This is a genomic window from Microbacterium azadirachtae, assembly GCF_000956505.1.
GTDB lineage: Bacteria > Actinomycetota > Actinomycetes > Actinomycetales > Microbacteriaceae > Microbacterium > Microbacterium azadirachtae_A.
Window position 1 is genome coordinate 36,978 of record NZ_JYIX01000021.1, and the last position, 18,669, is coordinate 55,646.

Consider the following 18,669-nt stretch of genomic DNA (forward strand, 5'->3'; position numbering starts at 1 on the left):
ATGCGCGCCCACTACGCAGACCTCTGGCAGGCCGTCGCGCGGTCCCTGCCCGATCGCATCGCGATCCGCACCCCGCAGGACGCCTGGACCTACGAGCGCCTCGCCCGCGAGGCCGGGGCGCTCGCCGGCACTTTCGCGCGGCGGGGCCTGCGCTCCGGCGACGTCGTCGCGATCCTCCTGCACAACCGGCCGGAGTTCCTCATCACGCTCTTCGCGTGCGTCGCGGCGGGTCTCATCCCGGTGCCGCTGAACTTCCGCTTCCGCGCCGGGGAGATCGCGGCGCTCCTGGACGACTCCGGCGCCGCCGCGATGGTGCACCCGACCTCGCTCGCCTCCACCGCGCGGGACGCCGCTGCCCAGGCGGCCGGCGATGTTCTGCTGGTGAGCGTGCGGGACGACGACGGCGACGCGCCTGGACTGCCGTGGGCCGAATCGATCGCGGACGAGGTCCCCCTTCCGCCCGTAGCTCCCGAAGGCACGGAACTCTGGATCTACACCGGAGGCACGACGGGGCGGCCGAAGGCGGTGCGCTGGGCGGAGCTGGATCTCTTCGAGGGCCAGATGTTCCCGACGTACTCGATGTGCGCCATGCCCTGGCCGAGCACGAGCGAGGAGGCCCTCGATATCGCGGTCGACCCGACGACTCCGCACCCGGTCACGCTCCCCCTGGCGCCGCTCATGCACGGCACCGCGCTCACGATGTCGATGAACACCTTCACTCTGGGCGGGACGGTGCTGCTCACCTCCTCCGCGCACCTGGACGCGGAGAGCGCCCTGCGCTTCGCGGGTGAGCACGGCGCGACGCGGATCGTCGTCGCGGGGGACGCCGTCGCCCTCCCTCTCGCCGAGGCCGCGGAACGCGCCGGCGGATCCCTCGGCGCCGTGACGTCGATCATGAGCTCTGGCATGCGGTTCAGCCCCGACACCAAGCACCGGTTGCACGCCCTCGGCGAGCTCACGATCTTCGATCTGCTCGCCTCCTCGGAGGGCGGCGGCCTCGCGGTCACCGTCACAGCGGGCGTCTCCGACCTGCCGGGCCGGCCGAGACTGCTCCCCACCGCGGTCGTGCTCGACAACGAGCACGCAGAGATCCAGGATCTCCCCGGGGCACTCGGCGTCCTCGCGCAGCGCGGGGCGCTGCCGCTCGGATACCACGGCGACGAGGAGAAGACCCGGGCGGCGTTCCCCGTCATCCGCGGGGTCCGCCATGTGATCCCCGGCGACTGGGTGCGCGTCGAGGACGACCGCCACGTCGAGTTCCTCGGGCGCGGCAGCGCGGTCGTCAACACCGGCGGCGAGAAGGTCTATCCGCTCGAGGTCGAGGAGGCGCTCCTGACCCATCCCGCCGTCGCCGATGCCGTCGTGCTCGGCGCCCCCGACCCGCGGTTCGGGGAGATCGTCACCGCCGTGGTCGAGCGCTCGACCGACGTCACGGCCGAGGAACTGCTCGCGCACGTCGACGGCCTGCTGGCGGGCTACAAGCGCCCCCGGCACATCCTGTTCCGGACGTCCATGGATCGCACCCCGACGGGGAAGGTCGATCTGGTCCGCCTGCGCGAGGACATGATCCGCGATCGCGGAGAGGGGGCGTCCTCATGACGGCGCTCGAGGGCATCCGGGCGATCGACACCCACGTCCACATCCAGATCGACGACGCCGGCCGTTTCGGCGCCTCCGCGGAACAGCGCGAGGCGATGGATCGCTATTTCGGCACCACGGATCCGGCGAAGACCGTCGACGAGACCGCCTCGTACTTCCGCGAGCGCGACATGATGGCGGTCGTGTTCACAGTGGACGCGACGACGAACACCGGTCATGCTCCGAACAGCATCGACGACATCGCCTCGGGCGCCGCGCGCAACCCTGACACGCTGATCGCGTTCGGGTCCGTGGATCCGCTGCAAGGTCCGGCGGCGCTGCGCGAACTCGAACGGCAGGCCTCCCAGCTGGGCGTCCGCGGCTTCAAATTCCACCCGACTCTTCAGGGCTTCGACCCCTCGGCGGAGGAGTTCGATCCGCTCTTCGGCGCGATCGAGGATCTCGGGCTCCCCGTCGTCGTGCACACCGGGCAGACCGGCGTGGGCGCGGGAGTCCCCGGCGGACTCGGGCTGCGGCTGGGCCTGTCCAATCCGATCCTCCTGGACGACGTCGCGGCGCGGCACCCGCGCCTGCAGATCGTCATGGCCCATCCCAGCGTGCCCTGGCAGGACGAGGCGCTCTCGGTAGCGACGCACAAGGCGAACGTGTGGATCGACCTCTCGGGGTGGTCTCCGAAGTACTTCAGCGCCGGACTCGTGCGCGCGACCCGCACCTATCTGCGCCACAAGATGCTGTTCGGCTCCGACTTCCCTGCCCTGACCCCCGACCGGTGGCTGAGCGACTTCGCGGCCCTGGGGCTGCCGGAGGAGGTCGAGCGCCTCGTGCTGCGGGAGAACGCGATCCGCCTGCTCGGGCTCGACGGCGGAGCGGCCTGATGCGCGTCGCGCACGGCGACAGCGCCCCCGCCTTGCAGATCGAGGGTCTCAGCGTTCGATACGGACGATCCGTCACGGCTCTGCGCGATGTCTCGCTCACGGTCGCGGACGGCGAGGTGGTGACGCTGATGGGCCTGAACGGCGCCGGCAAGTCCACCCTTGCACGTGCGATCACCGGACTCCTGCCGGCTCAGGGCGGGTCGATCTCCGCGGGCGCGATCACGAGCTTCGGCGCGCCCCTGACCCGCCGCTCCCCCCGTGCGATCGTCCGCCACGGCGTCGCCCAGGCGCTCGAGGGGCGGCGGATCTTCGGTGCGATGACGGTCGCGGAGAACCTCGACATGGGCGGGACGACCGTGGGCGCGAACGAGCTCAAGGCCAACCGCAGCCGGATGATGGAGCTGTTCCCCCGGCTCGCCGAACGGCACGATCAGGCGGCTGGGCTGCTCTCGGGCGGAGAGCAGCAGATGCTCGCAGTGGCCCGCGCCCTCATGTCGTCGCCGCGTCTGCTCATCCTCGACGAGCCGACGCTCGGCCTCTCCCCCAAGCTCGTCACCCACGTGAGAGACACCATCCGCGCCATCCGGACCGCCGGCACGAGCGTGCTGCTCATCGAGCAGAACGCCACGATGGCCCTCGCCGTCGCCGACCGTGGCTACGTGATCGAGCACGGCCGCATCGTCCACGAGGCCACGGCCGCGGAGCTGCGCGCGGACACCGGCCTGCAGCGGCTGCTGCTCGGACTGGGATCGGAGGACGCCGCATGAGCGCCCCCGTCGCACCGCTGCTCGAGGTGCGCGACGTCGAACTCCGGATCGGCGGCCTGCACATCCTCCGCGGCGTCACCTTCGACGTACGCGAGAACGAGTTCTTCACCGTCATCGGCCCCAACGGCGCGGGGAAGACCTCGCTGCTGAACGTCCTCAGTCGCATCTACCACCCGACCGCCGGATCCGTGGCCTTCGACGGGCGATCCCTGCTGGAGGTGCGCCGCACAGGGCTGGCCGATCTGGGCATCGCGCGCACCTTCCAGAATCTCGCGCTCTTCGAGCACATGGACGTCATGGACAACGTCGTCCTGGGCCGCCAGCGCCTCATGCGCTCCGGGGTGCTGACCGGCGCGGTCTGGTGGGGCCGCGCCCGCCGCGAGGAGGCGGAGGCTCGGCAGGCGTGCGAGCCGCTCATCGACCTGCTGGGGCTCGGCGACTTCCTGAACCGCCCGATCCGCGATCTTCCCTACGGCATCAAGAAGCGGATCGAGCTCGCCCGCGCGCTCGCCGTCGAACCGCGACTGCTGCTGCTCGACGAGCCCGCCGCCGGGATGAACGACGAGGAGACAGAAGAGCTCGCGGACTGGATCCTCACCGCCAAACAGGAACTGGGTGTCACGGTCGTCATGATCGAGCACGACATGGGCATGGTCACCCGTCTCGGCGACCGCGCCCTGGTGCTCGACTTCGGAACCGTCGTCACGATCGAATCGCCCCGCGCGGCGATCGCGGACCCGCGCGTCATCAGTGCCTATCTCGGCGACGAGACCGAGGAGGCGGACGACCCCACGGCGACGGGGACCATCGCCGTGGGCATCCCTCTCGGCCAGGACCGGAAGGCGAAGCACGCATGACCGACTTCCTCCAGACGCTGACCTCCGGCATCGCGCTCGGTTCCCTGTACGCCGTGCTCGCGCTCGGCTTCGTGATCGTGGCACGGGCGTCCGGCATCCTGAACCTCGCGCAGGGCAGCTTCGTCGTGCTCGGCGCCTACCTCGCCTACGCGCTCATCCATCAGGCCGGCCTCCCGTTCTGGGCGGGTGTGATCGTCGCGATGGCGGCCGTCGCGCTGTTCGCCGTGCTCCTGGAGGCGTTCGTCCTGCACCGGGTCACCGATCACTTCGCCGCCCTTCTGGTCACGTTCGGAGTGACGATCGCCGTCGCACCCGTCATCACGGGCATCTGGCCGGGCGACTCCCTGAACCTCGGCGATCCCTGGGCGCTGAACGTCCTGCGCATCGGCGGCATCGGCATCACGGCGCGCGATGCCACCCTCATCCCGATCACCGCGATGCTTCTGCTCGGATTCTTCCTGTTCTTCCGCTACACCCGCATCGGGCTCAGCCTGCGCGCGACGGCGATCGACAGCGAGGCCGCCATGGCGCAGGGCGTCAGCACCCGGTTCGTCTACGGCGTCTCCTGGGGCATCGCCGGCGCCCTGGGCGCCTTCGGGGGCATCGTGCTCTCGACGACCGTCGGCGGCGGCGTGCGCCCCGGCCTCGAGGTGTACGCCTTCCTCGCCCTTCCCGTCATCATCCTCGGCGGTCTGGAGTCGCCGCTCGGAGCGGTCGTGGGAGGCCTCATCATCGGCGTCGTCCAGCAGTTCGCCGTCACCCTGGTCCCGGAGAGCTGGGGTTCGGGGTTCTCCGAGGTCGTGCCGTATCTCGTGATGCTCGCGATCCTGCTCATCCGCCCCGCCGGACTGTTCGGCCGACGAGAGGTGCGCCGCGCATGACCATGACCGCTCCCGGATCCGCCCTCGCACCGCGCACACGCGCACGGGCGCCGCGGCTCTTCGACACCCCGCCGAAGAAGATCCTCGCGATCGCGTTCCTCGTCGCGATCATCGCGATCCCGCTCAATGTCGCCGACAGCTACCTGCTCACCGTGCTGACGACCGCGGCCATCGCCGCGATCGCCGCGACCGGCCTGAACCTGCTGACCGGATACGCCGGGCAGATCTCCCTGGGGCACGCGTTCTTCGTCGGCGCCGGCGCGTTCTGCGGGCAGGTCCTCGGCGGCCAGCTCGGTCTGCCGTTCCTGCTCTGGCTCCCTCTGTCCGCATTGTTCGCCGGCGCACTCGGAGCGGTCGTCGCCCCCTTCGCCCTCCGGCTCAAGGGTCCGTATCTGGCGATCGTGTCGCTCGGACTCGTCTTCATCGGCATCTACGCGGCACGGAACCTGCCCGCCCTCACCGGTGGCCTCAACGGAACGGTCGTCACCGCGCCGGTCTCGATCGGCCCGCTCGACTTCGCGGCGCTCAGAGTCGGCCCGTTCCTGCTCTCCCGCGAGCAGGGCATGTTCATCCTCTGCTGGTTGCTCCTCGCGGTGATCCTCCTCGCGGTCGCCAACATCGTGCGCTCCCGGTCAGGACGGGCCATGCAGGCGTTCCGGGACCACGACCTCGCCGCCGAGGTGCTCGGGGCGCGCCGGCTGCCGACGATGATGAACGCCTTCATCGTGTCCTCGGCGCTGGGCGGCCTGTCGGGAGGGCTGCTCGGCGTCGAGCTGCAGTACATCCGGCCCGAGAACTTCGGTCTGGACCTCTCGATCCAGTACGTCGCGATCGTGGTCATCGGCGGACTCGCGAGCATCTGGGGGCCCGTGCTGGGCGCGCTCTTCATCGGCCTGGTGCCCGTGATCGCGATCCGGCTCGCCGACGTGCTGCCCTTCATCTCGAAGCCCGGCGAACAGGGCGGCGTGAGCGTGTCCGGGTTCGGGCTCATCGTCTACGGCGTCCTCATCGTCGTCTTCCTCCTCTTCCGGCGCGGCGGACTGATCTCGTTCTTCCGCCGCCCCGGTCGCCGACGCCCTGTCGCGTCGCCCCAGACGCAGGCCGCGCCCGCGGCCTCGCCACCCGACCCCGCACCGGGGATCACGACACACGAGGAAGGACACAGCCTGTGAGATATCGCACTCCTGGCGCCATCGGCATCGTCGCCGCTGCGGCGCTGCTCCTCACGTCCTGCGCCGTTCAGACCGCTCCGACCGCGCCCAGCGGCGATTCCAGCACCGCTTCGAAGACACTGGCATCGGTGCCGGGCTTCAGCCTGTCCGACGGCGTCATCCACGTCGGCGAGATGACCGCTCTCAGCGGGCCGATCGCACCCTCGGCCAACGAGCAGGTCGCCGGGCAGCAGGCGTACTACGACATCGTCAACGCGAAGGGCGGCATCGCCGGAAAGTATCCGGTGAAGGTCACCACCGCGGACAACCAGTACAACCCGCAGCTCGCCGTGCAGGAGTACCAGCGGATCAAGGACCAGGTGGTCATGCTGTCGGGCATCCTCGGCGATGCCTCGACCGAGGCGCTGCTGCCGATCCTGAAGCAGAACAAGGCCGTCGCCCTTCCGTCGACCCAGAGCTCGCGCTTCACCGCGCAGGAGAACCTGGGGATGACCTTCACGTCCTACCAGTCGAACGTGTGGAACGCGCTGTCGTACCTGTTCGAGAAGGGCAGGATCAGCAAGAGCTCCACCGTCTGCTCCATGGTCCAGGCCGACCAGTCCGGGCAGGCCCGCCAGGACGCCCTGGAGCATGCGGGGAAGGAGCTCGGCTTCACCGTGGGCCCGAAGACGGAGTTCGCGCCGACGGACACCGCGTTCACCGCGCAGATCCAGACGCTCAAGACCGCGAAGTGCGACCTCGTGGTCTTCGGTGGCGCCAACGGCAATGTGCCCAACGTCGTGGCGGCGGCGACCCAGCTCGACTACGCCCCGATCTGGGAGACCGAGTTCTTCTCGATCGCCCAGTCCTTCAAGGACACGGACATCGCGACCTACCTCAAGGACAATTTCGTGATCACGGGCCTCGCCGGCGACCTCGACGACACGTCGATCGAGGGCATCAAGCTGCTGACCGAGAAACTCGGCAAGACGCCGACGATGCAGAACGTCTACGGCTTCATGCAGGCGATCACCGCGACGACGATCCTCGAGAAGGCCGTACAACTCGGCGATCTTTCGGGTGCCGGCCTCATGAAGGCGATGGATGGGATCGAGAAGATCGAATACCTCGGCCTGAACGGCGACATGACCTACGGCCCGGTCGCGAAGCGCCTGCAGCCCGACACCTCGTCGATCTTCTCGTACGACCCGACTGCGCCCGGCAGCCTCAAGGCGCTCACCGCCCAGTACGTGGCGCCGAAGGGGCGCGGCCCCGGGTTCTGAGTCTCACGCGGATCTCGCACGAGAAGGGCCCGTCCGCGTTCACCGCGGCGGGCCCTTCTCGCGCGCCGGATGTCAGTCCATCGTGCGCAGCAGGGCGATGACGCCCTCCAAGTGGGTGCGGGTGGCCGCCTCGGCAGCATCCGGATCCTGCGCGAGGACGGCATCGATGATCGCGGTGTGCTCGGGCGCCGAGGTCGCGGCACGGCCCGGCAGGAAGCCGAGGCGGAACTGGTGCCGCGCCGACTGCGCCTGCAGCCGCTCCAGCAGCTGCGTCGCGACCTCGTGGCCGCTCAGCGCACGCAGGAGCCGGTCCAGATCCTGATTCAGGCGAGAGTATCCGACCAGGTCCCCGGTCGACACCGCGGTCTCGAGCGCGGCGCGAAGGGCACGCAGCTCCTCCGAGCCGTCCTCCGTGAGGTTCTCCGCGGCCTTGCGCGCGCACAGCGATTCCAGGCCGACGCGCACCTCGACGATCTCGATCGCCTCGCCGATGCTGATCGCGCGCACCCGCGCGCCGCGATGGGGGAGCCGCTCGATCAGTCCCTCGCCCGCGAGAGTGAGCAGCGTCGTGCGCACCGACGCCCGGGTCGCACCGAACTGCGCGCAGATGTCCGCCTCGACAAGGCGCTGATGCGGCGCGAACTCCGCGTTCAGGATCGCGTCCCGCAGCTGCGCGGTCAGGTCGGGGCGCGCGCGGGCGTTCTGCTCGGCTACCGTCATGACTCCACGCTCCTGCCCGCGCCGCCTCGGCACAGGGCGACCCGCTTCGCCCCGAAGACTATCGTCCGGGGCGAAGCGGGTACGGGCCGGGGTCAGCGTGTTCCGATGTCCTTCCGCCGACGCCGGGCCGCCTCCAGGAGGAGCAGGCCTGCGAGCACTCCGCCGCCGGCGAGGAGCGATACGAGCCACGGGCCCTCGGCTCCCGTCGCCGCCAGTCGGCCGGACGCGGCGGGGTCGCCGCCGGATCCCATCGAGCCGCCGGACGCGGGTGCCGGCGTCTGGTTCGTCGTCGGCGAGCTGCTCGGGACGGGGCTCGGCGACGAGCTCGGGGCTCCTGGGCCGCCGGGTTCGGTCGGTTCGCCGGCTGCCTTGCGCGTGATCCGCCCCTCGATCACCGGAGCCACTGGGCTCTGCGCGACGATGTAGTCGCTGAGCATCTCGGTCACGCCGGGGTACTCCGCGAGAACCGTCCCCTCGAAGCCGCTCGCGACGCCGGTCGTCGTCACGACCGTATAGCTCGCGTCCGGGTCCAGCGGCTTCCCGGCCACCTGCGCCCGATGCACCTTGGACGTCGTCCCGTTCGGATCCAGGACGACCGACAGCCCGCTCACCTGCGCGAAGGATCCCGAGGACGTCGGGAAGCTCGCGTAGAGCGAGTTCAGGAGCCGGAGCAGTTCGGCGCCGGTGAAGACCTTCTTCGTGACCGAGGTCGGAGCTCTGGACAGGGTGAGGACGTCTCCGCGAGTGATCGGCCCCGGCTCCATGCGTCCTCCGACGTATCCCGCGGGCAGGAGGGTGATCTCCGTGCCGGTGGCGGCGGTGATCGCGTCTGCGAACATGTTCCCCAGGGCGGTCTCCTGCGTGCGGACGATGTCGCGGGTGCCTTCGAGCAGCACGGAGGTGCTGCCGATCGGCACGGCGAAGTACGCATCCGACACGGTCCGGAAGGCCTCCACCGCGGCCTTGGTCTCCGGCTTCTCGGGAACGTCCGCCATCGCGGCGCGCGACACGAGCCGCGCGGCCGCGCTCGTCACCATGCCGTCCACGATGCTCAGATCCACGACGCCCAGGTTGCGCCCGAACTCGCCCGTCTGCACGATCAGGGTGCCGTTCTGCAGGCGCCCCTGAGGCAGCGCGGTGTGACTGTGCCCGTCGACGATCAGGTTCATGCCGGTGACCGCGTCGGCGACCTTCAGGCTCGTCATCGTGGGATCTTGATCGCCCAGGTGCATGAGCCCGATCACGAGATCCACGCCCTGACCGGTGACCTCGTCGACGAGGGCCTGGGTCGTGGCGATCGCATCCCGGTAGCCGACGTCCTGGGAGCCCATCGTCGCCGAGGCGGGCGCGGAGATCCCGATCACCCCCGCCTTCATTCCGTTCGGCAGCGTGACGATCGCGTATCCGGGCAGGACCGGCTGCCCCGTGGCCGAGTAGACGATGTTGCCGGCCAGCATCGGGTGGTCGAGGCGCGACGCGAGCTCCTGGAGATACGGAGAACCGTAGGAGAACTCGTGGTTGCCCGCGGCCATCGCGTCGATCCCCAGCGTGTTCACGATCGGCACGATGCTCGCGCCGCGGTCGATCGCCGTGTACTTCGATCCGGAGAACGTGTCACCGGCGTCCAGGAACAGGGTGTTCGGATTGTCCGTCCTCAGCTGGTCGACGTAGCCGCCGATCCTGGCGTAACCGATCTCGGTCGCGGTCTCGAAGACGTTGCCGTGCACGTCGTTCAGATGCGCGATCGACACGGTGCCGGTGAACCCGGACGCCGCGTACGCGGGTGACGCGAGCGCGCCGCCGGCCCCCAGACCGAGCAGGACGGTGAGCCCGATGACCAGGACTCCGTGGATTCTTCTTCTCATACGCTTCATCGCGTTCTCTTCCCCAAGGAACGGATCCTCCGCACTGAGGATCCGGGATGGTACGGACCGGGCCGCGGGATGCAGCCGGTCGCGGTTCGCTCGAACGCTGTCAGCGCTCGAGCACGACGGCGAGTCCCTGCCCGACGCCGATGCAGATCGCCGCGACGGCGACGCCGCCGCCGCGGAGGGCGAGCTCGTGCGCGGCGTGACCGATGATCCGCCCGCCCGAGGCTCCCAGCGGGTGCCCGATCGCGAGCGCGCCGCCGTGCCTGTTGACCTTCTCCGGATCCAGCTCCGGCCACCCCTGCACGCAGGCCAGCGCCTGCGAGGCGAAGGCCTCGTTGAGCTCGACCACGTCGACGTCGGCCCAGGTGCGGCCCGCCCTGGCGAGCGCCTTGTTCGCGGCCTCGATGGGCGCGATCGGGAAGTCGTCTGGATCGACCCCGTGTGCGGCCCGCGCGGCGATCCGGGCCAGGGGCTCGGCATCCAGGGCGCCTTCCGCGCCGATGAGCACGGCGGAGGCGCCGTCGTTGATGGGTGAGGAGTTGCCCGCCGTCACCGAGCCGTCCGCGGCGAAGAGCGCCCTCAGCGCCGCGAGGCGCGGCACCGAGGTGTCGTCGCGGATGCCCTCGTCCCGGCGCAGCTCCGCGCCGGGGACCTGGACGACCTCGTCCGCGTAGACGCCTTCGGCCCACGCCTGTGCCGCGAGCCGATGCGAGCGCACGGCGAAGCTGTCCTGATCCTCGCGCGAGATGCCCCGCTCACGGGCGATCTTCTCGGCGGAGGCGCCATTGGAGATCGTCCAGTGCGCGGGCAGTCCGGGGTTGACCATGCGCCAGCCGATCGCCGTGTTCCACAGCGTCTGGTTGCCGACGGCCGGCCACGCCTTCGCCGACTTCTCCATCACGAACGGCGCACGGCTCATCGACTCGACGCCGCCGGCGAGCACGATCTCAGCATCGCCGGCCTCGATGGCCCTCGACCCCTGCACGACGGCCTCCACCGACGATGCGCAGAGACGATTGACCGTCGTCCCGGTGACCGAGGTCGGAAACCCCGCGAGCAGAGCGGACATGCGTGCCACGTTCCGGTTGTCCTCACCCGCCTGGTTCGCATCGCCGAGGATCACGTCGTCGATGCGGGCGGGGTCGAGCCCGGCACGCTCCACGATCGCCCGCAGCACGACGGCGGCCAGATCGTCCGGGCGCACGCCCGACAGCGCCCCGCCGGCGCGGCCGAAAGGCGTGCGGACCGCGTCGTAGACGAAGGAGGCCGTCATCGCAGCACCAACCCGGTGATGTCGCTGAGCTCCGCTATCGTGGCACCGAACGTCTCGCGGACGACGAGACCCTCCGCGGTCACGTCGAACACCGCGTGGTCGGTGTAGATCCGGGTCACGCAGCCGACACCTGTCAGCGGGTACGTGCACCGCGCGACGAGCTTCGACTCTCCGGAGCGCGTCAGCAGATCCGTCATCACGTACACCTGCTTGGCTCCGATCGCGAGATCCATCGCGCCGCCGACGGCGGGGATGGCGTCCTCCGCGCCGGTCGACCAGTTCGCCAGGTCGCCGGTCTCGGAGACCTGGAAGGCGCCGAGCACGCACACGTCCAGATGACCGCCTCGCATCATGCCGAAGGAGTCCGCATGATGGAAGTACGCGGCGCCCGCCAGCGCCGTGACGGGCTGCTTGCCCGCGTTGATGAGGTCAGGGTCGATGCCTCCGTCGACCGGGGCCGGGCCCATGCCCAGCATCCCGTTCTCGGTGTGCAACACGACCTCCCGCCCCTCGGGGAGGAAATCGGCGACCAGGGTCGGCGCGCCGATCCCGAGGTTCACGTACGAGCCCTCGGGGATGTCGGACGCGATCCGCGCGGCCAGCTCCTCTCGGCTGATCCGGATCACGAGGCGGCCCGCCCTTCCCGATCGACCCCGCCGACGAAGACGCCATCGTCCAGCCATGCCCGCTCCCCCACGGACACCACCCGATCGACGAAGATCCCGGGGGTCACGATGCCCTCGGGATCGAGAGCCCCGAGCGGCACGATCTCGTCCACCTGGGCGATGGTCGTCGTCGCCGCCGCGGCCATCACCGGGCCGAAGTTGCGCGCGGTCCCTCGGTAGACGAGGTTCCCCCAGCGGTCGCCCTTCCGCGCCGAGACGAGGGCATAGTCGGCCCGGATCGGGTACTCGAGCACGTATTCGCGGCCGTCGATCACCCGGTGCTCCCGTCCTTCGGCGAGCTGCGTCCCCACGCCCGTCGGCGAGTAGAACGCCCCGACTCCGGCGCCTGCCGCGCGAATGCGCTCCGCCAGATTGCCCTGCGGCACGAGTTCGAGCTCGATGCGTCCTGACCGGTACAGGTCGTCGAACACCCACGAGTCGGACTGCCGCGGGAACGAGCACACGATCCGCCGTACCCGTCCGGCGGCGAGCAGCGCCGCGAGCCCGGTGTCCCCGTTGCCCGCGTTGTTGTTCACGATGGTGAGGTCGCCCGCGCCCTGCGCAATGAGGGCGTCGATCAGCTCGACCGGCTGCCCCGCGCGCCCGAAGCCGCCGATCATCACGGTCGCGCCGTCCGGGATGCCGGCGACGGCTGCAGCCGCATCCGGAACCGTCTTGTCGATCACGGCGCCTCCTCCGCGAGAACCCCTGCCGCGATGCGGAAGGCGGTGTTGGCGGCCGGCACGCCCGCGTACACGGCCGACTGCAGGATGACCTCGCGGATCTCGGCGACGGTGAGGCCGTTGCGCCGTGCGGCGCGCACGTGCATCGCGAGCTCCTCATCGTGCCCGAGGGCGATGAGACTCGACAGCACGGCGATCGAACGCGACCGGCGATCGAGCCCTGGGCGGGACCATACCTCTCCCCACGCCACCCGCGTGATGAAGTCCTGGAAGTCGGCGGTGAAATCGGTCGTGCCTGCGATCGCCCGGTCGACATGCGCGTCCGAGAGCACTTCCCGTCGCACGGCCATGCCCTGCGCGCGGCGCTCCGCGTCGGTCGTTCCGGTCATCTCGGGGTCCTCTCGGGGGTCAGGAATCCACTCAGCAGCCGGATCACCGCAGTCGGATCATCGACGGGCGCGAGGTGCGAGGCGGCGGGGATCCCGCTCGCCTGGCCAAGGCGCACGCCGTCCGCGATCTCGCGTGCCGAAGCCTCGGGCGTCACGCCATCGTGCGCGCCCCAGACCGCCAGCACCGGAGCGTCGATCTCGCGGAGGCGGTCTCGCACGTCATAGGCGGCGAGGGCCTCGCACGCCAAGGCGTAGCTCTCGTCATCGGCGTTCTGCAGCGCGTGCAGGAGCCGGCCGGCGAGCTCGGGATGCTCCGCGATCGAGTCGGGCGCGAACCAGCGCTGTGCGGATCCGATGACGAGCGAGGAGGTCGACTGGGCGCGCACCTGGGCGGCCCGGTCGTGCCATCCCTCCGGCGTGCCGATCACGGCGCCGGAGCAGAGGATCGCGGCACGGCCGACGCGCTGCGGGTGCCGCAGCAGGAGCTCGAGGCCGACGGCCCCGCCGAGCGAGACCCCCGCGTAGTCGAACCGCGCCCCGCCGAGGGCGTCGGCGAGGGCGCGCACCAGGGAATCGGCCAGATCCGCGACCTCGAAAGGTTCCCGCGCCGGCGCCGAGGCACCGTGGCCGGGCAGATCCCAGGTGATGACCCGATGGTCGAGAGCAAGGGAGGGCCACACCGCCTCCCAGAGGATGCTCGTCGTTCCGAGTGACGGACCGAGGACGAGCAGCGGCGCCTGCTCCGACCCGACGGCGGCGGACACCGCGACGTCGATCATCGGATGCCCTCATCCCGGGCAGCGCGGACGGCCTCATCGACGAGGGCGCCGGAGCGACCTGTGTACCGGGCTGGATCGAGCAGGTCGTCGACGTCCCCCTCCGCGGCCTCCGGCAGCGCACGCAGCAGCTCGGCGAGCGGGGTGCCGGCGGCAGTCCGGTCGATCACCTCCGCGAACCGGGCGGCGCCGATGCGGGGCTTCAACACGAACGCGAGGCGTTCCGACACGATCAGCCCGTCGCTCAGAGCGAGGTTCGCCCTCGCGCGCTCCGCGTCGAAGGTCAGGGCCGCGCAGAGGTTCCGCGTGCGAGCGGCCGCGCCGACCAGCAGCCGCAGCAGCTCCTGCAGCGCCGGCCATTCGGCGTGCCAGGCGCCGTCCGGGCGCTCGTCCCCGGCGAGACCCGCCGCATTGTGGAGCTGCCCGATCAGGGCCGGGGCGCGCATCGCGGCAGAGCGCACGAGCACGGCGTCGACCGGATTGCGCTTCTGCGGCATCGTGCTGGACCCACCGCCGCGCTGAACAGACGCCTCCGCGATCTCGGGGCGGGTGAGGGTCACGACATCAGTCGCGAGCGTGCCCATCGCCGCGATCGCCAGACCGGCCGCATGGGCGAGGTCCAGGATCGGGTACCGGTCGGTGTGCCAGGGCGCGGGCGGCGCCGCAAGCGCGGTGGCCGCCGCGAAGGCGGACGGCAGCCGCGCCGCGAGTTCGGATCCGAAGAGCTCGACGAACGACGCCTGGGTTCCCGCGGCCCCTCCGAGCTGCGCCGGCAGGGTCGCGGCAACGTCGAGGAGCGTGCGACGCGCCCGCACGATTGCGCGCAGCCGGCCGGCGATCCGCGCCCCGACGGTGATCGGTACGGCGTGCTGTCCGAGGGTGCGCGCGGCGGCCGGGGCGTCGCGGTGCGCGAGCGCGAGCGCGACGAGATCCGACGCCGCGACGGCGAGGTCCTCGACGGCTGCGGCGATGCCATCCTTGGCGACGAGCATGAGCGCCGTGTCGAGGATGTCCTGACTCGTCGCGCCGCGATGGATCCAGCTCGCCGCCTCCGGATCTTCGGTGCATCGCCGCAGTTCCTCGACGAGCGGCACGACCGGGTTGCCGGTCTCGAGGGCGGACGACGCGAGTGCGCGCACGTCGGGGCGGAAGCCCGGCGCGACTTCTGCCGCAAGGGCGCGGGGCAGGACGCCGAGCTCGGCGTACGCCGTCAGCAGCCCCCGTTCGGCCCGCACGAGTGCGGCGACGACGTGCGCGTCGCCGCCGATCCCCGCCCCACCGTCCGGGCGCACGCCGGCGGCGGAACCCGCGAGGACCGGATCCAGCAGGCCGAACACGCCCGACCCGAGCGCGCTGTCGATCGCGTCGTCAGTATGCAAGGAACACCGTCTCCTGATCCCCCTGCAGCCGGATGTCGTGGCGCAGACTCCCGTCCGCGTCCCGGGTCGCGACGAGGGTCGCACGCTCGTCCGAGGACAGGGACGCCAGGAACGGGTCGCCCTCGGCGCCGGGCAGGTAGATGCGGGTGTGCAGCTTGTCGGGCAGACCCCGCGCGTACACGATCGCCGCGAAGAAAGGTGCGCCGGGTCCCGAGGGTCCCGGCTCCCGGGTCCAGAACTCGTAGTGGCCGTCATCCGTCGTGAACGAGCGGCCGAAGCCCGTGAAGGTGTGGTCGTCGCGCCGGAACGCACCACGGGAGCGCGAGACCGTGCCGTCGGCGTCGGCGCCCCAGATCTCCACCATCGCGTCGGGGATGGGCGCGCCGGCCCCGTCGTAGACCGTGCCGGAGAGCACGATCGATCCGGGGCTGTGCGGGAAGGCGACCTCGTGCATCCGGTCGTATTCGGTGCCGTAAGCGAAGAACGGCCCGACGGTCTGTCCCGCCGTGGGCTCGAGAGCGGGTTCGAGAGTCACTGGTCCTCCTCCTGCTCGGACCACGTCGCATCGGGTCCGTCCACGACGATGTCCCAGCGGTAGCCCATCGAGAACTCCGGGACCGTGGCGTCGTGGTCGTACGCCGCGATCATCCGCTCACGGTCCGACGCGCGCCGGATCGAGTTGTAGATCGGGTCGAGCGCGAACAGCGGATCCCCCGGGAAGTACATCTGGGTGACGATGCGCTGGGTGAAGGCGCGGCCGAACACCGAGAAGTGGATGTGCGCCGGGCGCCAGGCGTTCACATGGTTCTTCCACGGATACGGCCCTGGCTTGATGGTCGTGAAGAGGTACTCGCCCGCATCGTTCGTGATCGCGCGTCCCGCCCCCGTGAAGTTCGGGTCGAGGGGCGCCGGATGCTGGTCGCGCTGGTGGATGTAGCGCCCCGCGGAGTTCGCCTGCCAGACCTCGATGAGCTGGTTCGCGAGCGGCCGCCCCCAGGAGTCCAGGAGCCGTCCCCGGACGGTGATGCGCTCGCCGAGCGGCTCTCCGATGTGCTGCAGGGTCAGATCGGACTCGATCGCGGCGACGTCGCGCTGGCCGAATGCGGGCGAGAGCAGTTCGATCGTCTCCGGATCGACGAGCTTCGGGTTCTTCGTCGGGTGGCGGAGGACGCTCGACCGGTATGGCGGGAAGTCGTGCATCGTGCGCGACAGGATCTCCCCCTCGGCCTCCCGCCGCGCGTACTCGGCGTGCGCGGCCTCGATCTCGGCGGTGATCTCCCCCTGCGTGAGCTGGTCGGGCGCGGCGAGCAGCGACTCTGGTGCCGCGGCGGTGTCGTACATCGTCGTCTCCTTCGACCGTTCGGGAACAGCAGAATCGTGCGTCGTGGCCGCGCCGCGTGGCCATCGATTCCCACCCAATGGGAATCCTCTCGGGACAGTGGCATCCTGGGTCCATGGCCAACTCCTCCTCCGGCGACTCGGTGACCGACCGCCTGCTCCGCGTGCTCGAGACTTTCACCCCGACCCGCACCGTGCAGACGGCCGCCGAGATCGGGCGCAGGGCCGGTCTCCCGCCTTCCACTGCGCACCGCGTGGTGGGTGAGCTCGTCGCGGCGGGCCTCCTGGAGCGCGACGAGGACCGCCGGATCCGCATCGGCATGCGGCTGTGGGAGCTTGCGACCCGCTCCTCGCACGCGCTGCGCCTGCGCCAGGCGGCGATGCCGTCGATGGAGCGGGTGCAGAGCCGCCTGCGCGAGCACACGCAGCTCGCCATCCTGGAGCAGGACGAGGCGCTCTTCCTGGAGCGCCTGTCCGGCCCGGAATCCGGCGCGAACGTCACGCGGATCGCGGGACGGCTGCCGCTGCACGCCTCGTCCTCCGGCCTCGTGCTCCTGGCCTTCGGCACGCGCGATCTGCAGGAGCGGATCCTCGCGGGGCCCCTCGCCCCCGTCACGAGGGAGACCATCACGGAGGCGGGGGCGCTGCGCCGTGCGCTCGCCGACATCCGGCGCCTCGGACACGTCGTCGCACCCGGGTACATCGAGGACGTCTCGACCGGCGTCGCCGTGCCGATCCGGGACGAGACCGGCGCCGTGATCGCCGCGCTCTCCGCCGTGCTCCCCCGCGACGCGCAGACCGACATCGCGCTCTATGAGCTGCACGCCGCGGCCCGCGACATCGAGCGGTCGCTCGGCTTCCGTCGCTGAAGTCAGAATCCCGTTCAACGGGAACTGTCGAGCGCACGTCGGGGTGCATCCGGGAGGCTATCGCCGTCGAAGGAGACCCCATGACCACCACAGTCCGCACCCGAGTCGCCATCGTCGGCGCCGGCCCTGCCGGCCTGCTGCTCTCGCACCTGCTCGCCGCCGCCGGGATCGGATCCATCGTGATCGACCGCCGTGAACGCGACGAGATCGAGCGCACCGTCCGCGCCGGCATCCTCGAGCAGGGCACGGTGGATCTCCTCGTCTCCTCCGACGCGTCGACCAGGGTGCTGGCGGACGGCCACCGCCACGACGGGATCGAGCTGCGCTTCGACGGCGCCGGCCACCGCTTCGACTTCCCCGCCCTCACCGGGCGCAGCGTCTGGCTGTACCCGCAGCACGAGGTGCTGACGGATCTCATCGCGGCGCGCCTCGCGGACGGACAGGACCTCCGTTTCGGCGTCACCGCGACGGCGGTGCGCGATGCGGCGTCGTCGCGACCCACCGTCGTCGCGGTGGACGCGGACGGCGCCGAACTCGAGATCGAGGCGGAGGTGGTCGTGGGCGCCGACGGATCGCATGGCGTCGTCCGGAAGACGGTGAGCCCGACCGGCGGTCACTTTCGCGAGTATCCGTTCGCGTGGTTCGGGATCCTCTGCGAGGCGCGGCCCAGCAACGACGTTCTCGTCTACAGCAGCGCGGATGCCGGTTTCGCCCTCATCAGCCAGCGCAGCGAGAGCGTGCAGCGGATGTACTTCCAGTGCGAGCCCGACACCGACCCCGCCGCGATGAGCGACGTGCAGATCTGGGCGGAGCTGCGCAAGCGCACCCCCGGCATGCGGCTGAACGAGGGGCCGATCATCCGACGCGACGTGCTGCGATTCCGGAGCTTCGTCGCGCATGAGCTGCGGCGCGGGCGGACGGTCCTCGTCGGCGACGCCGCGCATACCGTGCCGCCGACCGGCGCGAAGGGCATGAACCTCGCGGTCGCGGACGTCGTGCTGCTCGACCGGGCGATCCGCGCGCTCCTGCTCGACGGCGATGAGGGTCCGCTCGACCGGTTCCCCGAGGTCGCGGCCCGGCGCATCTGGAAGGCCCAGCATTTCTCCTCGTGGATGACGAACCTGCTGCACACGGCGCCAGACGCCACCGACTTCGACCGTCGGCGCCGCCAGGGCGAGCTGCACATGCTCACCGGCTCCGAGTCCGGCCGCCGCTACCTGGCCGAGGCCTACACCGGCTGGCCCTTCGACACCGCCCTCTGATCCGTCCCCCGTCTTCCTCCCTCCCTCCCTC

The 18,669-nt window shown here is 70.8% G+C and carries 19 protein-coding genes; 9 read left to right on the forward strand and 10 right to left on the reverse strand.

All coding sequences use genetic code 11. The features are described from left to right. The 7 genes from RS86_RS01835 to RS86_RS01865 are packed head-to-tail and all read left to right on the forward strand — an operon-like array spanning window position 1 to window position 7,413. Window positions 1-1,599 carry an AMP-binding protein gene (locus RS86_RS01835; protein ID WP_045270511.1) on the forward strand — a complete coding sequence of 533 codons (1,599 nt, stop codon included), beginning with the start codon at window positions 1-3 and terminating at the stop codon, window positions 1,597-1,599. Further along, window positions 1,596-2,474 (forward strand): amidohydrolase family protein, encoded by an 879-nt coding sequence (locus tag RS86_RS01840; RefSeq protein ID WP_045270512.1) that lies wholly within the window; start codon window positions 1,596-1,598, stop codon window positions 2,472-2,474. The genes RS86_RS01835 and RS86_RS01840 overlap by 4 nt, the downstream gene beginning before the upstream one ends. Next, window positions 2,474-3,241, forward strand: coding sequence for an ABC transporter ATP-binding protein (locus RS86_RS01845; protein ID WP_045270513.1), 768 nt, complete (start codon window positions 2,474-2,476; stop codon window positions 3,239-3,241). Before RS86_RS01840 ends, RS86_RS01845 begins: the two co-directional genes overlap by 1 nt. Beyond that, window positions 3,238-4,098, forward strand: coding sequence for an ABC transporter ATP-binding protein (locus RS86_RS01850; protein ID WP_045270514.1), 861 nt, complete (start codon window positions 3,238-3,240; stop codon window positions 4,096-4,098). The genes RS86_RS01845 and RS86_RS01850 overlap by 4 nt, the downstream gene beginning before the upstream one ends. Beyond that, the gene (locus tag RS86_RS01855) at window positions 4,095-4,979 is read left to right on the forward strand and encodes a branched-chain amino acid ABC transporter permease (RefSeq protein WP_045270515.1); all 885 of its coding nucleotides are present in this window, start codon (window positions 4,095-4,097) and stop codon (window positions 4,977-4,979) included. Before RS86_RS01850 ends, RS86_RS01855 begins: the two co-directional genes overlap by 4 nt. Next, entirely contained in the window at window positions 4,976-6,151 is a 1,176-nt protein-coding gene (locus RS86_RS01860; protein ID WP_152642033.1) for a branched-chain amino acid ABC transporter permease, read from the forward strand. Before RS86_RS01855 ends, RS86_RS01860 begins: the two co-directional genes overlap by 4 nt. Continuing rightward, window positions 6,148-7,413, forward strand: coding sequence for an ABC transporter substrate-binding protein (locus RS86_RS01865; protein ID WP_045270516.1), 1,266 nt, complete (start codon window positions 6,148-6,150; stop codon window positions 7,411-7,413). The genes RS86_RS01860 and RS86_RS01865 overlap by 4 nt, the downstream gene beginning before the upstream one ends. A 72-nt stretch (window positions 7,414-7,485) precedes the next feature. Here the strand turns inward: RS86_RS01865 and RS86_RS01870 are convergent, their stop codons facing one another. The 10 genes from RS86_RS01870 to pcaH form a co-directional block, all read right to left on the reverse strand. Further along, the gene (locus RS86_RS01870; RefSeq protein ID WP_045270517.1) at window positions 7,486-8,133 is read right to left on the reverse strand and encodes a GntR family transcriptional regulator; all 648 of its coding nucleotides are present in this window, start codon (window positions 8,131-8,133) and stop codon (window positions 7,486-7,488) included. Between the two features lie 92 nt (window positions 8,134-8,225). Further along, complete coding sequence (locus tag RS86_RS01875; protein ID WP_045270518.1) at window positions 8,226-9,998, reverse strand: bifunctional metallophosphatase/5'-nucleotidase; 1,773 nt, start codon at window positions 9,996-9,998, stop codon at window positions 8,226-8,228. A gap of 109 nt (window positions 9,999-10,107) precedes the next feature. Next, complete coding sequence (locus tag RS86_RS01880) at window positions 10,108-11,277, reverse strand: thiolase family protein (RefSeq protein ID WP_045270519.1); 1,170 nt, start codon at window positions 11,275-11,277, stop codon at window positions 10,108-10,110. Continuing rightward, the gene (locus RS86_RS01885) at window positions 11,274-11,903 is read right to left on the reverse strand and encodes a 3-oxoacid CoA-transferase subunit B (RefSeq protein ID WP_045270520.1); all 630 of its coding nucleotides are present in this window, start codon (window positions 11,901-11,903) and stop codon (window positions 11,274-11,276) included. Before RS86_RS01885 ends, RS86_RS01880 begins: the two co-directional genes overlap by 4 nt. After that, window positions 11,900-12,628 carry a 3-oxoacid CoA-transferase subunit A gene (locus tag RS86_RS01890; RefSeq protein WP_045270521.1) on the reverse strand — a complete coding sequence of 243 codons (729 nt, stop codon included), beginning with the start codon at window positions 12,626-12,628 and terminating at the stop codon, window positions 11,900-11,902. The genes RS86_RS01885 and RS86_RS01890 overlap by 4 nt, the downstream gene beginning before the upstream one ends. Next, window positions 12,625-13,014 carry a 4-carboxymuconolactone decarboxylase gene (gene pcaC, locus RS86_RS01895; protein WP_045270522.1) on the reverse strand — a complete coding sequence of 130 codons (390 nt, stop codon included), beginning with the start codon at window positions 13,012-13,014 and terminating at the stop codon, window positions 12,625-12,627. Before pcaC ends, RS86_RS01890 begins: the two co-directional genes overlap by 4 nt. Continuing rightward, window positions 13,011-13,793: an alpha/beta fold hydrolase gene (locus RS86_RS01900; RefSeq protein WP_045270523.1), complete on the reverse strand. Its 783-nt coding sequence runs from the start codon at window positions 13,791-13,793 to the stop codon at window positions 13,011-13,013. The genes pcaC and RS86_RS01900 overlap by 4 nt, the downstream gene beginning before the upstream one ends. Beyond that, window positions 13,790-15,169, reverse strand: a complete 1,380-nt coding sequence (locus tag RS86_RS01905; RefSeq protein ID WP_052680009.1) for a lyase family protein — start codon at window positions 15,167-15,169, stop codon at window positions 13,790-13,792. Before RS86_RS01905 ends, RS86_RS01900 begins: the two co-directional genes overlap by 4 nt. Then, complete coding sequence (pcaG, locus tag RS86_RS01910; RefSeq protein WP_045270524.1) at window positions 15,159-15,704, reverse strand: protocatechuate 3,4-dioxygenase subunit alpha; 546 nt, start codon at window positions 15,702-15,704, stop codon at window positions 15,159-15,161. The genes RS86_RS01905 and pcaG overlap by 11 nt, the downstream gene beginning before the upstream one ends. Next, window positions 15,701-16,510, reverse strand: a complete 810-nt coding sequence (gene pcaH / locus RS86_RS01915; RefSeq protein ID WP_045270525.1) for a protocatechuate 3,4-dioxygenase subunit beta — start codon at window positions 16,508-16,510, stop codon at window positions 15,701-15,703. Before pcaH ends, pcaG begins: the two co-directional genes overlap by 4 nt. Window positions 16,511-16,623: 113 nt before the next feature. On the opposite strand from pcaH, the gene RS86_RS01920 reads away from it, so the two are divergent. Continuing rightward, complete coding sequence (locus tag RS86_RS01920; RefSeq protein ID WP_045270526.1) at window positions 16,624-17,376, forward strand: IclR family transcriptional regulator; 753 nt, start codon at window positions 16,624-16,626, stop codon at window positions 17,374-17,376. 80 nt (window positions 17,377-17,456) lie between these two features. Further along, on the forward strand, window positions 17,457-18,638 hold the full coding sequence (locus RS86_RS01925) for a 4-hydroxybenzoate 3-monooxygenase (RefSeq protein WP_045270527.1): 1,182 nt from the start codon (window positions 17,457-17,459) through the stop codon (window positions 18,636-18,638). Window positions 18,639-18,669 lie beyond the last annotated feature (31 nt).